This is a genomic window from Paenibacillus sp. FSL R7-0163, from assembly GCF_037969975.1.
GTDB classification, from domain to species: domain Bacteria; phylum Bacillota; class Bacilli; order Paenibacillales; family Paenibacillaceae; genus Paenibacillus_AQ; species Paenibacillus_AQ odorifer.
Window position 1 is genome coordinate 1761493 of the sequence record NZ_CP150224.1, and the last position, 12861, is coordinate 1774353.

General features: G+C 40.7%; 13 protein-coding genes. 10 read left to right on the forward strand and 3 right to left on the reverse strand.

From position 1 onward, the window contains the following. Positions 1–4: 4 nt before the first annotated feature. The gene (locus NST45_RS07745; RefSeq protein ID WP_339825314.1) at positions 5–1270 is read right to left on the reverse strand and encodes an MFS transporter; all 1266 of its coding nucleotides are present in this window, start codon (positions 1268–1270) and stop codon (positions 5–7) included. Positions 1271–1318: 48 nt separating this feature from the next. Continuing rightward, positions 1319–2230, reverse strand: coding sequence for a LacI family DNA-binding transcriptional regulator (locus NST45_RS07750; protein WP_339825317.1), 912 nt, complete (start codon positions 2228–2230; stop codon positions 1319–1321). Between the two features lie 201 nt (positions 2231–2431). On the opposite strand from NST45_RS07750, the gene NST45_RS07755 reads away from it, so the two are divergent. The 3 genes from NST45_RS07755 to NST45_RS07765 all read left to right on the forward strand — a co-directional run bounded on the left by NST45_RS07755 (position 2432) and on the right by NST45_RS07765 (position 5684). Then, positions 2432–4021 carry a peptide ABC transporter substrate-binding protein gene (locus tag NST45_RS07755; protein ID WP_339825320.1) on the forward strand — a complete coding sequence of 530 codons (1590 nt, stop codon included), beginning with the start codon at positions 2432–2434 and terminating at the stop codon, positions 4019–4021. A 184-nt stretch (positions 4022–4205) separates the two neighbouring features. Next, positions 4206–4757, forward strand: a complete 552-nt coding sequence (locus NST45_RS07760; RefSeq protein WP_076141070.1) for a polymer-forming cytoskeletal protein — start codon at positions 4206–4208, stop codon at positions 4755–4757. Positions 4758–5438: 681 nt separating this feature from the next. Beyond that, positions 5439–5684, forward strand: a complete 246-nt coding sequence (locus NST45_RS07765; RefSeq protein WP_036688955.1) for a hypothetical protein — start codon at positions 5439–5441, stop codon at positions 5682–5684. 63 nt (positions 5685–5747) lie between these two features. Here the strand turns inward: NST45_RS07765 and NST45_RS07770 are convergent, their stop codons facing one another. Continuing rightward, positions 5748–6365 carry a histidine phosphatase family protein gene (locus tag NST45_RS07770; protein ID WP_038572239.1) on the reverse strand — a complete coding sequence of 206 codons (618 nt, stop codon included), beginning with the start codon at positions 6363–6365 and terminating at the stop codon, positions 5748–5750. 158 nt (positions 6366–6523) lie between these two features. Between NST45_RS07770 and NST45_RS07775 the strand changes: the two genes are divergently transcribed. The 7 genes from NST45_RS07775 (at position 6524) to rbsC (ending at position 12860) form a co-directional block, all read left to right on the forward strand. Beyond that, positions 6524–7426, forward strand: coding sequence for a LysR family transcriptional regulator (locus tag NST45_RS07775; protein ID WP_339825325.1), 903 nt, complete (start codon positions 6524–6526; stop codon positions 7424–7426). A 60-nt stretch (positions 7427–7486) separates the two neighbouring features. Further along, complete coding sequence (locus tag NST45_RS07780; RefSeq protein WP_339825328.1) at positions 7487–7954, forward strand: DinB family protein; 468 nt, start codon at positions 7487–7489, stop codon at positions 7952–7954. A gap of 147 nt (positions 7955–8101) precedes the next feature. Continuing rightward, positions 8102–9082 (forward strand): LacI family DNA-binding transcriptional regulator, encoded by a 981-nt coding sequence (locus tag NST45_RS07785; RefSeq protein ID WP_036688945.1) that lies wholly within the window; start codon positions 8102–8104, stop codon positions 9080–9082. A 27-nt stretch (positions 9083–9109) separates the two neighbouring features. Then, a complete protein-coding gene (rbsK, locus tag NST45_RS07790) occupies positions 9110–9988 on the forward strand; it encodes a ribokinase (protein ID WP_036689135.1) in 879 nt (292 codons plus the stop codon). 2 nt (positions 9989–9990) lie between these two features. Further along, positions 9991–10386 (forward strand): D-ribose pyranase, encoded by a 396-nt coding sequence (gene rbsD, locus NST45_RS07795; RefSeq protein WP_038572233.1) that lies wholly within the window; start codon positions 9991–9993, stop codon positions 10384–10386. A 21-nt stretch (positions 10387–10407) separates the two neighbouring features. Continuing rightward, entirely contained in the window at positions 10408–11889 is a 1482-nt protein-coding gene (locus NST45_RS07800; protein ID WP_339825331.1) for a sugar ABC transporter ATP-binding protein, read from the forward strand. A gap of 2 nt (positions 11890–11891) precedes the next feature. After that, positions 11892–12860, forward strand: a complete 969-nt coding sequence (rbsC, locus tag NST45_RS07805) for a ribose ABC transporter permease (RefSeq protein ID WP_036688938.1) — start codon at positions 11892–11894, stop codon at positions 12858–12860. Position 12861 lies beyond the last annotated feature (1 nt).

The following is a 12861-nucleotide window of genomic DNA, read 5'->3' on the forward strand; positions in this document are numbered from 1 at the left end:
GAAATTACTTGTAGTTTCGAATTACCTTTAATTTAGTGATAGTTGATAAGGCAAACAGCAGCAGTAAGACTCCGATTGAACCCATGACAGGACCAGGGCTGAAGAGATCAGACAAGAACGAGACAGCAGTAAGACCAATGGATGGGGCTACACTAATGATAGAACCTAATACACCGAACACCCTACCCTGGATGTCTTCTGAAACTTCCAGCCTAAGGATTGTATTAATCAGCAACGTGGAGAATGAGAACATGAAGCCAATCACAAGAATGATAGGAATGGCAATCGCAGCGGAAGTGACGAATGATAACAGGAGGTACAGGGGACCGAGACATAGCAGTCCAGTCATAATAAGGAAACCTCTGTTTTTCAATTTGGAGCCAAGCAGCAAGATCAGTCCGGACCCGATCATATAACCAAGTGGAATACAGGCTTCAATAAGTCCAAACTGAAAGGGAGTGGAATCCCACGCTTTGACGGCCATAACCTGCGTCAACATCAGGGAGGGGACAAAAAATAAGGTTAAGGTAGGAAGCATAATCATAACGGCGCGTGCGAAAGGATACCTCCAAATATAGCGAATTCCATCAACCAGATCCTGTGTGAATTTCCGTTCTTTCTTGGGTGCGTTATTTAATTGAGTTGGCAAAGGAAGGGAGCGAACTGCTAAAACGAGCAGAAAGGAGAGGAAAAATGTAGCTCCATCAAATAAAATAGCGTCGGCTGCTCCAAAACTCGCTACGAAAATACCACCGGCTGAATAACCAATAGTCCGGCAGATGTTTTCAGACAAGTTCAACAATCCTACCGCTTTTTGTAGATGTTCTTTACCAACAACAGTAGTGATAGAAGCTTGGTATGCCGGGGACTGGAATAAAGCTGAAACGGTCGTAAGACCCGTCAGTATAGCGACTATAATGAACGATGTAGAGGGCAGGGAAATGGCTAAAGCAAGTGTCACTACGAGTCCGCAACTTATCAGATCGGTGATCAGCATGAGGGTTCGACGATTGACCCTATCCGCAAAAGTTCCCCCTATCGATCCAAGTAAAGAACTGAGCACTAAATTGATTATCGTGATGATGGCAATCATTTTGGCGCTGCCGGTCGTTTGCAGTACCCATAAACTTAAAGCAATACTATGAAAAGTGTTACCGAATAAGGAAATGGAGTACGAACTGAGTAGCAGCAGGAATCTCCGATTTCCCCAAAGAGAGGGATGAGCTTGAACAGCAGGGGGAACTTGTTTCACTAATAAAGGACCAGACATAAGTTATGCTCCCTTCAACTTAAACGCTTAAGTGAATAGCCAAAAAAATTATTCTACAAAATAACAATTATTTTCTTGTGCGGAGTAGTCAGAATGATGCAATAATTTGTCCATTAGTTCAAATGCAGTAGCCGCTTTATCCCCTGTGAAAATGAATTTATGAACGTCATCGCCTAATATTTCCGGACAATTGCAGGTACAAAGAACAGAGAGTTGTTCGAACCTCCCGTTTTTTTCAACGTAACTTCCAATAAACTCATTAATGACAATGGCCTCTTTATAGCCCCCCTCCTGTAAGAATGTATTTAATTTCTCCAAATTGACAACGGTGAATATCGCTTCTTCAGGTAATGGAATACTGTCCTGAATAAAACGGGTGAGGAAAGAGTTATTGAAGCTCTCCATAATTAAACATACCTGTGAAAGGTCCTGTGGTTTTACCTTTTGCAGAGCTGCTCGATAGTTGAAAAGGACCTGCTTAAAGAGTTTATCTTCAATCATGCTGTCGATCAGAATCAAAGGAATTCCTTCTACAAAATGCTTGGAGATCGAATAAAAGGCTTCCTCGCGCACATCGATCAGAAATACAGCCTCCAGCTTTCTTTCTACGATAATATCCAAAGAAGGCTGGTCAACATCAAGTGAATATAGCAGCGTATGGTAACCAGCATTTGTTAACCGTTGTTCCAAGGCATGTATAAATGAGAACTGGGCATGGAGCTTCCAGTGTGGGGTATGGGCTGAGGTGTTAACGAGCACACCTACCAATCCTGTTTTCTGATTCGCAAGTGAACGTGCCGCCAGATTGGGTATGTAGTGTAGTTCCTCGGCAAGCTGAAGAATCTGCTGGCGCGTTTTCTCAGGAATGGTTTGGTTGCCGACACGATTCAGAACATAGCTCACTGTTGCGACGGAGACATTGGCACGAAGTGCGATGTCCTTCATGGTTGTCTTTTTCACCAGTAAATAGCTCCCTTATCCTTGTGATATTTTCTAAAGATTAACATTCTGATCCCAAAGCGTCAATGGGAAGTGAGTGTGCAGTTAGATGACCCTGCTAGGTTCTAGAAATGGAAGAATTGCGGTGAAATTAATCTATCGGAATCAATAGATTCCATGTTATTCTAGTTAATAAAAATAATAGAAATAGGGGGAGTGTCGATGAAAAAATTGCTCCATGTTCTCTTTGTTTTAGTATTACTAATAGGTTTAAATGTAAGTGAAGGGAACACTGCATCTGCTGTACAGGCTAAACAGGTGTTGCGTATTGGTTTTGATTATATTCCTGTAGATCTAGATCCTGCCTCTTCCACAGATAGTAGTACGACTACGGTCATTAAAGGGATATTTGAGGGATTGGTGCGTTTGAATGATGCGGGAGAGGCGGTTCCCGGGATAGCCAAGTCGTGGACAGTCTCCAAGGATGGGAAAACATACACGTTCTCCTTGCGGCCGAGCGCAAAATGGAGTAATCAGCAGCAGGTTAAGGCTTCAGATTTTGAGTATGCATGGAAACAAGCGCTTGCACCTCAGTCTATGAATAGCTATGCATTCAAAATGTTCATAATTGCTAACGCAGAGAATTATCATAAAGGGAAGCTAAAGGAGTCTTCGAAAGTGGGTGTGAAAGCGTTAAATAACGATACACTCCAAGTGACTTTGAATGAAAAAACTTCACATTTCCCGCAGCTTCTCGCGGAAAGTATTTACATGCCAATTAATGCGCAAGTCGCGAAAGCAGATAAGAATTGGGCGTACAATATTAAAACTATGGTTACTAATGGCCCTTTTAAACTGCAACAGTGGGATGAAAATTCGATTCATCTAATTAAAAATCCAAACTATTATGCGGCGCAAGAAATTCGTTTCTCAGAGGTGCATCTACTTCGGCCTAAAGCTGGAACACCTTCGCCAACTATGGCCTACTTAAACAATGAAGTTGACTGGGTAGGGGCAAAAGATGAGCTGATAGATAAGGCTTCTTTAAATTCTGTATTCCCTCAGGAGTTATATGCTTTGCCGTATGCTTCTACATATTATTATCAGTATAATCTAAGCAAAGCACCTTTCAAAAATCTGAAGATACGTAAAGCATTAGCCATGGCAGCTAACCGAGAATCTATCGGCTATGGTACACCTGCTTACGGTTTTATTCCTCGGAGTATTCGTGGTTCCAAGTTGAATTTTAGATCAGAGATTATTGATACACGGTATTTCAAAGAGGATGTAATACAGGCTAAGAAATTACTTCAGGAAGGTTTGAAGGAAGAGGGCTTAACTCAGCTTCCTAGTTTTTCGATTATTATAAATGAAGGGCATGAAGAAATTGCAGAAGCCGTTATTAACAGCTGGAACAAAAATCTGGGCATTACAGTAGGCTTTGAGGTTCAACCCTGGGAAGATCTGCTTGATAATCGTCTTAAGCTGAATTATACAATGGCAAAAGCGGCTTGGGCAGCCGACTATAACGATCCATCGACTTTTTTAGATTATTTCACATCTTGGAGCAGCGATAATGATTCGGGCTGGAGCAGTGCACTTTATGATAGTTATATTAAACAAGCTAGGCTTACATTAGACACTAGCGAACGAAACAAGCTTTATGCAAAAGCTGAAAAAATGCTCATTGACCAAATGGTCATCCTTCCGCTGTATTATTTTTATGCTGATGTTTTGCATAAACCTAACATTAAAAAAGTAAGTGTAGAGTATGATGGTTCCATATCTTTTTCAAGAGGGTATTTAATCTAAAAAATTATAGTAATAAAGACTATGAGGATACTTCCGCAGTTATTGGGAGTGTCCTTTTTGTATGGAATTAATCACCTTTGTGAAACCGCTTCAGATAACGACACAATATTGTGAAAATTTTCACCTATTTATTAAAAATTTTAATATATAATTAATTTATAATCAAAAACAAGGGGGATTTAAAATGAAGTTATTTAAAATGATGTTAGTAGCAGGCGTCTCGGTTGCAGTCTTGTCTGGTTGTGGTGCGAATAATAATAATGCGACTAATTTGGCGGCTACTACGGCTCCAGCTACAGAGCAAACGGATGCAGTTACTACAGCTTCAATCGTAAATCAAGCAGATGCGTTTACCAAGGCTGTAAGTAAAGATGGAAACTGGATTATTGCCATTCTAAATGATGTGACCATTGCCCAAGATGTTGTTGTTGAAGGCGAATTCCATGATAAAGGGGCCGCAGACGGCGACATCTACCGTAAGATTGCTCTTTATGCCCAAGACGCTGATCACAAAGTTACTGCCAATTACACACTCACTGTACCTAAGTTAACTGTACAAAGTGAAAATTTACGAGTTCAAGGCGGAACCATTAAAGGTGATGTTTATGTAGATGCGAACGGATTTAATCTGCATGAAACTTCGACTATTGATGGAAATCTTTACTTCGCAAACGAAGATGTGAAAGCAACTGCAGGGATTGAAGGTAAAGTGACTGGGGCAACTGAAGTTAAATAAGTTAGTGATGATTTCGATTAGGTAGAAGTAGAAGGACTAACTATATAGATAGAATTATCCGGATAGGTTCAGGAAAAAGGAATCAGTATGAATGGGCTGACTCATAATGGACTACACCCCATCTAGTTACCATATGAGAGCCAACGGCTTCGAAGTAACAAGTAATGGAGTATTGAAGCAGTGAATTATTGGAGTATGAAGTAATGGAGTATGAAGTAATGGAGTATGAAACATTGAAGTGTACAGTAGATGGTTTTAACTGTATTTTGTACAACTAAAATGCTCAAAACGCCCGGCCAATGCAAATAGCTGTATTTTGTACATCTATTTTCCTGATTTAATACTCTATAGGCTATTTCTCTAGTTTTTAATTGTATAGAATACACTTAAAGTTAGAATTAGCCCTTGTGGATATCGAATAAGTGTATAGATTGCAGTTATCTTACAGATATATCAAGATAGTGCGCTACAACGGAGTGGTTATCCGAAAGCTACGAATGATTAAGCTTAGCTCATAACCTATCAAGCAAATCACAACAGACCCAAAACACCAGTCAGCGAACCTCCAATAACGGAGAATTGCTGCCTGGTTGTTTTTTTGTGGATGATGAATATATGAACTATTGTTGATTTTCTTCCTATTGACTTATAATATTACTATCACTACTAGGAGGAACACATATGTCTAAGGAGTATTCGCGCACATATATTGAGAGCGTAAAGCTTGAAATGTTAAATAGGTTGGGATTAAAGCAGGTGTTCTTCAAGGAGCAAATAGGGGACAGCCTAATTTTTGAAGCTGTGGGCTTTGATAAAGGGGCAAAACACCGTTTTTGCGTTAGACCAAAGACGAAAACGATTGATGAATTCATTTCAGGCAAATGGATGAAGGTACGCAGTTTTATAATCAAAAGTGTGGATATTTAATGTTGAACGCTAAAAAGGTAGCCCCGTTAATCGGAGTTACCTTTTTATTTTTTTAATACATAGTCATTGATAATGTGAAGTATCTCCATACAGATCGATGGTTGTATTGTTATCAGTTAGGGTTACTTTACATAATGCAGTAGAGAGAATATCCGGTAACTCCCCTATTTCCTGCAATGATTTATTAAGAAAATAAGCCATAATGACTTTTAAAGTCATCCGATGGGTGACGATGAGCACCTCTAGCCCTACGTTATCGTTTATGATGCGCTCCATTGTCGGCACTACTCTTCCTTCAAGCTGCTTATAAGTCTCACCTGAGGTTAGAGGAATATATAGATCGGGTCTGGTGAAAAAATGGGAATATTGTAAAGGGGATTCTAGTTGTATCTGATCCGTATTCATTCCTTCCCAGCTCCCCATGTTTATTTCCATTAAAGAAACTTGCTGTTGAATAGGTAAACTCCGCTTTCCCCGTAAAATCTGCGCAGTATGCAATGCTCTTGGACTAGTACTAGAATAAATTGCGCCTAAGTTTTCTACTTGCAAACGATCCCTTAACCATTCGGCCTGCTGTTCGCCCAAGGCTGTAAGCGCAGAATTTTGATGCCCTTGCATTCGTTTTTGTAAATTCCATTCTGTTTGCCCGTGGCGGGTTAAGTATAATACTGTCTTTGTCATTAACAAAACCTCCCTTATGAATAGTTGTAAGTATAAAAGAAATAAATATAAATAAACAATATATAATAGTTAACATCCATAATGTATAGTTATAGTAAAATGACTGAGGATAAGCGGCGAATACAGATATTATTTTATGAAGTGAGGAAGAGATCACGATGAACTATCATGTATTAAAATTGTTTTATTACGTTGCGATCACAGGTAGTGTGACCAAAGCCTCTGAACGTTTGCATATCAGTCAACCCGCTATATCAGCGCAAATCCGTAAGTTTGAACGGGAGAATCATATTTTGTTATTTGAAATTAAAGGAAAGAGGATGGTGCTCACCCCTTTAGGAAAAAGGTTAATCGAACCTCTTGAGAAGTTTTTTGCCATGGGTGATCAAGTCCAGCAAATCATTGAAGACTATCACAAATTTCCTGAGGGGAATCTGCGGATTGCAGGTAATTATTTGGCAACAAGCATCCTCATTCCCCGGTGGGCGTCATTATTCAAACAATCTTTTCCGGAAGTTAACATTCAGATCACTACTACTAATTCTCATGGTGTTATGAAAAAATTAAATAATTTTGAAGCAGACGTAGCGATTTACAGTGATATGGAGTTTCCTACGCATAATACAGGAGTGTTCGAACATCGGGAGTTATATAGGGACGAGTATGTATTCGTGGTTTCTTCCCAGCACCCTTATGCCAATCAGCAGGTAAGCTTTGAAGAAGTGATGTCTGAAGCATTTATTATGAGAGAAGAGGGCAGTGCAGCCAGAGAGCGGCTTGTCCGGTTGTGTGAAGAAAGAAGTGTACAGCAGCCAACGATTGGGCTTCAATTTAATGGAGTGAATGAAGTTATTCAAGCTGTGATTGCCGGTTATGGAATTAGTTATGTATCTGCTTTGTTGGCGAAACCTTATCTTGATCAGGGAACATTAGCTAATGTAGCAGTAGAAAATGTAGTCTCCAAGCATTCGATATGGATGGGCTACAGAAAGAAGGAACTTCAAGAAAGTTATATGCAGTCGTTTATTACGTTCGTTATGAAACAATTAAGTTTAAAATAATATTAGGAAATTAAAGATAAGCTTATGGTAAACTATGGATAAAAGTTAGGAGGGGTTATAATGGATCAAATTATATTCAAACAAATTAAGTTTGTGCGTAGTGTTACTGTGCGTGCTGTCGAGGGACTATCTGAGGGAATTTTAGATAGTATTCCAGAAGGTTTTAATAACAATATCCGCTGGAACTTGGGACATATTTATTTGGTGCAAGAGAAGTTTGCCTTTCATTCTGCTAGGGAGCTTATACAATTGCCGGCAAGCTTTGAACGCTTATTTGCGAAAGGGACTAAACCAGCCGAGTGGAATGAGGAACCGCCAACGCTTGAAGTTTTACTTGAGATGCTTACGGAGCAACCCAAACGGATCCAGGAAGCTTTTCACAATCGCTTAAGTGAGCAAGTAACCCCTCTTACAACAGGAAGTGGATTAACCTTAAATTCAATCGGTGAATTCATAAATTTCACACTTTACCATGAAGGTATGCACTTCAATACAATAAAATTATTAAATCGCTTTGCAGATAAATAAATTCAAATAACAAAAGATATCGATATATAATTGGTATCTTTTGTTAGCTTTATGATCAAAAAAAAGATTTGTAAATGAAAAGGTTATGTGATAATCTAATTTATGTAATACATGTAACCGGTTACACATTGGGGGATGAATTAAAGAATGATGACGATCAAAGATGTCGCAAAAATAGCTGGAGTTTCGGTAGCAACAGTCTCACGGGTTATAAATGAATCTGGATATGTGAATATCGATACTCGCAAAAAGGTTGAGGCAGCGATCAAAGAAATGAATTATACCCCTAATGAGGTTGCAAGATCATTGTACAAGCGGAAATCTAAATTAATCGGGCTGCTCTTGCCTGATATTACTAACCCGTTCTTCCCGCAGTTAGCGCGGGGGATAGAGGATCGGATGCAGGAGCAAGGTTATCGGATCATCTTTGGCAATAGTGATGAGAACGAGGACAAAGAGATGGATTATATTCAAACCTTTATCCAAAATAATGTCATTGGCATGATATCGTCAACCAACTTCCCTGAGAGCGACGTTTATTCTAACTTGAAAATTCCGGTCGTATTTCTGGACCGTACTTCTAACGATAGCCCTTCCGTATACGCAGATGGCAAAAAGGGCGGACGTCTTGCAGCACAAGAGATTATCGCACGGGGAAGCAAAAAAATCACAGTAATACAAGGACCGGCGCATATCAAACCTGCACAAGATCGATTTCTTGGGGCGATTGAAGTACTTAATGAAATGGGAATCAGCTATAATGTGATCCAAACTTCATCCTTCTCCCATACAGTAGCAGAACAATGGGCTGTGGAGTTATTTGCTAAATATATAGATACAGATGGCGTAATTGCCAGTAATGATATTGTCGCGACGGCAGTCATTCATGAAGCACATCGTTTAGGTAAAAGAGTGCCGCAGGATCTGCAAATCATCGGATTTGATGATATCCCGCTTAGCAGCTTGTTGTCACCTGCTTTATCCACCATTCGCCAGCCGGCACATGATATGGGTAGAGAAGCGGCGGGTTTACTTATTAAGCTAATTGAGCAAGATAAGGTGGAAGAGAAGATTATTCAACTACCCGTTAGCTTTGTGGAGCGGGAAACTACAAGAAGTAAAGAATAAATGACAACATGAGAAAGGTTGATGAAAATGGCTAAGATTTGTGTAATTGGCAGCTGTTCAATGGATTTAGTAGTGACTTCGAATAAGCGACCTCACGCGGGTGAGACTGTGCTTGGAGAACAATTCTCCACCGTTCCGGGCGGTAAGGGCGCGAACCAAGCAGTCGCTGCTGCCCGTCTTGGAGCAGAAGTTACGATGGTTGGTTGTGTAGGTGATGATTTCTATGGTACCGCTATCATGGATAATCTGAAAAAGAATCGCGTTTTTACCGCCAATGTGGAACCGGTTACACATGCCGAAAGTGGCACAGCCCACATCATTTTAGCGGAAGGCGATAACAGCATTATCGTTGTAAAAGGAGCCAATGATTTAGTTACTCCTGCATTGGTTGAACGGGCACTTGAGAATATTAAAGGCTCTGACATGGTATTAATCCAACAAGAAATTCCGGAAGAAACGGTGTCTTTTGTAAGTGAGATTTGCCACAAATTCAATGTGCCTATGTTGCTTAACCCAGCACCTGCTCGTCCTATCAGTGAAACGATTATAAACAATGCCACCTATTTAACACCCAATGAACATGAATGTGCAATATTATTTCCTGAGATGAGTACTGCTGAAGCTTTACGCAAATATCCCAATAAGTTATTTATAACCGAGGGCAGCAATGGTGTGCGTTATTACGATGGTAAGCAGGAAGTTTTAGTTCCCACCTATAAAGTGAATGCTATAGATACCACTGGAGCAGGAGATACTTTTAATGCGGCATTTGCTGTTGCTCTAGCTGAAGGCAAGTCTATTCGAACTAGTGTAAAGTTTGCCAATCGCGCGGCTTCTTTATCCGTCACAAAATTTGGTGCCCAAGGTGGCATGCCAACAAGAGTAGAGGTGGAGGTGAGTCTTTAATTATGAAAAAACAAGGAATCTTAAACAGTCATATTTCCAAAGTGCTTACTGATTTAGGCCACACCGATACGATTGTCATTGCTGATATTGGATTACCCGTTCCACCTGGTGTTCCAAAGATTGATTTAGCACTTAAATTGGGAGTTCCCAGCTTCCAAGAGCTTGTCGAAATCATTTCAGAGGATATGGTCATTGAGAAAGTTATCGTAGCAGAGGAATTAGCTGAAAAAAATAAAGATACCTCTGAATACTTGAATGACAAATTTAAGGAAATACCTATAGAGGCGATTTCACATGAACAATTTAAATGGTTAACCCAGCATGCGAAGGTCATCATTCGTACGGGGGAAGCTAAGCCTTATGCAAATTGTATTTTACAAGCCGGGGTCTATTTTTGATAAAAAGGGGGTTCAAAGCGTATGCACATTACGATGAAAGATATTTATAAATCTTTTGGGGCTAACCGTGTGTTGACGGGTGTGGATTTTGAACTGAAGGATGGCGAAGTTCATGCCCTAATGGGAGAAAATGGCGCAGGCAAGTCTACTCTGATGAACATTCTGATTGGACTGCATCAGCGTGATCAAGGGACCATTACTATAGATGGTCAGGAAACATACTTTAATAATCCCAAAGAGGCTGAACGTTATGGGATCGCTTTTATCCATCAGGAGCTGAACGTGTGGCCGGATATGACGGTTCTAGATAATCTGTTTATTGGTAAGGAACGAACCTCCAAACTAGGGATCTTAAATATGAAAGAGATGAAAGCGTTAGCAAATGAACAATTTCGTAAGCTCTCCGTAACGATTCCCTTAAATCAAGAGGCGGGGGAATGTTCGGTAGGTGAGAAACAGATGATTGAGATTGCAAAAGCGCTTATGACTCATGCAAAAGTTATCGTCATGGACGAACCGACAGCGGCATTAACCGAACGGGAAATCCAAAAATTGTTCGAAGTCATAACTTCCCTTAAAAAGGAAGGCGTCTCCATCGTGTATATTTCGCACCGGATGGAAGAGATCTTTACGATATGTGACCGAATAACGGTCATGCGAGATGGGAAAACAGTAGACACGAAGCCTATTCCAGAGACTAACTTCGATGATGTAGTTCGGAAGATGGTAGGGCGTGAATTAACTGACCGGTTTCCTGAGCGTACCTCCAAACCCGGAGAGGTTGTTCTTGAAGTCAAAAATGCCACGAAAAAAGGGCAATTTAAAGATGTTAATTTCTCCGTTCGTTCTGGTGAGATCTTAGGCTTCTCAGGATTAATGGGATCTGGACGAACAGAAATGATGAGAACCTTATTCGGATTGGAATCGTTAGACCGTGGTGAGATTATGGTACGGGGAGAAAAGGTCACGATTCGAAATCCCAATGATGCGATGAAGGTGGGGATAGGATTCGTTACGGAGGATCGGAAAGATGAAGGGTTAGTGCTTGATTTCTCTATTCGAGACAATATGGTCCTTACAAATTTATATAGCTTCGCTCCTAAGGGTGTAATCATTGATAAAAAAGAACAAGAATTTGTAGACATACTTATCAAACGGCTGCACATCAAGACACAGTCTTCCTCCACTTTGGTCCGGAATTTATCCGGGGGGAATCAACAAAAAGTGGTCATCGCCAAATGGATTGGGATTGGCTTAAGTGTGCTTATCCTCGATGAACCTACCCGTGGAGTGGACGTAGGAGCTAAACGGGAGATCTACCAGCTCATGAACGAATTAACGGAACGTGGAGTCGCCATTATCATGGTATCGTCAGAGCTTCCTGAAGTTTTAGGAATGAGCGACCGGATCGTAGTGGTTCATGAAGGGGAAATTAGTGGAGAGCTATCACAACAAGAAGCTACGCAAGAAAAAATCATGACGTTAGCTACAGGGGGGCAATAGTAATGACAACTATCAAAGGTGAGAGAGAAAATAAAGGTTTTCAAATCGGGCAAATTACACAGAAGCTAGGTCCATTACTAGGGCTGATTATTCTAATTGTTATCGTTACGGTGTTGAACCCAAGCTTTATGGAGCCCCTTAATATCCTGAACTTGCTTAGACAAGTTGCCATAAATGCGCTTATCGCTTTTGGGATGACCTTTGTTATTCTAACGGGTGGTATCGATTTATCGGTGGGTTCTATTCTAGCCCTATCCAGTGCCTTCACAGCTAACCTGATGTTGTCAGGTTGGGATCCTGTCTTAGCTATTATTGTAGGTTGTTTAGCGGGTGGTGTGATGGGGATGGTCAACGGACTGATGATTACCAAAGGTAAAATGGCACCATTTATCGCTACGTTGGCGACCATGACGATTTTCCGGGGATTAACTCTTGTATACACAGACGGTAATCCAATCACAGGTCTTGGAGACAGCATGACCTTCCAATTGTTTGGTCGTGGATATTTACTGGGAATACCTGTACCTGCTATAACAATGCTCATCGTCTTCGCAGTCTTATGGGTTGTATTGCACAAAACTCCATTTGGTCGTAAAACCTATGCCATTGGTGGTAATGAAAAAGCATCAATTATTTCAGGGATTAAAGTAGACCGCATTAAAATTATGATCTATTCATTGACCGGTATGTTGTCCGCATTGGCAGGAGCTATCCTGACTTCCAGATTGAACTCAGCACAACCCACAGCAGGCACATCCTATGAGCTGGATGCTATCGCAGCTGTAGTATTAGGCGGTACGAGCTTAACTGGTGGTCGTGGACGTATCGTAGGCACATTGATTGGTGCACTGATTATCGGGATTTTGAACAATGGTTTGAACTTGCTCGGCGTATCCTCTTTTTACCAAATGGTGGTCAAAGGGATCGTTATTGCCATTGCCGTACTCATAGACCGTAAGAAAGCCGTATAAG

Bases quoted from the DNA above. Each gene is read 5' to 3' on its own strand.
- NST45_RS07785 (WP_036688945.1), top strand. From the start codon at position 8,102: ATGATGACGATCAAAGATGTCGCAAAAATAGCTGGAGTTTCGGTAGCA.
- NST45_RS07780 (WP_339825328.1), top strand. From the start codon at position 7,487: ATGGATCAAATTATATTCAAACAAATTAAGTTTGTGCGTAGTGTTACT.
- NST45_RS07745 (WP_339825314.1), bottom strand. From the start codon at position 1,270: ATGTCTGGTCCTTTATTAGTGAAACAAGTTCCCCCTGCTGTTCAAGCT.
- NST45_RS07770 (WP_038572239.1), bottom strand. From the start codon at position 6,365: ATGACAAAGACAGTATTATACTTAACCCGCCACGGGCAAACAGAATGG.
- NST45_RS07760 (WP_076141070.1), top strand. From the start codon at position 4,206: ATGAAGTTATTTAAAATGATGTTAGTAGCAGGCGTCTCGGTTGCAGTC.
- NST45_RS07800 (WP_339825331.1), top strand. From the start codon at position 10,408: ATGCACATTACGATGAAAGATATTTATAAATCTTTTGGGGCTAACCGT.
- rbsC (WP_036688938.1), top strand. From the start codon at position 11,892: ATGACAACTATCAAAGGTGAGAGAGAAAATAAAGGTTTTCAAATCGGG.
- rbsK (WP_036689135.1), top strand. From the start codon at position 9,110: ATGGCTAAGATTTGTGTAATTGGCAGCTGTTCAATGGATTTAGTAGTG.
- NST45_RS07755 (WP_339825320.1), top strand. From the start codon at position 2,432: ATGAAAAAATTGCTCCATGTTCTCTTTGTTTTAGTATTACTAATAGGT.
- rbsD (WP_038572233.1), top strand. From the start codon at position 9,991: ATGAAAAAACAAGGAATCTTAAACAGTCATATTTCCAAAGTGCTTACT.
- NST45_RS07765 (WP_036688955.1), top strand. From the start codon at position 5,439: ATGTCTAAGGAGTATTCGCGCACATATATTGAGAGCGTAAAGCTTGAA.
- NST45_RS07775 (WP_339825325.1), top strand. From the start codon at position 6,524: ATGAACTATCATGTATTAAAATTGTTTTATTACGTTGCGATCACAGGT.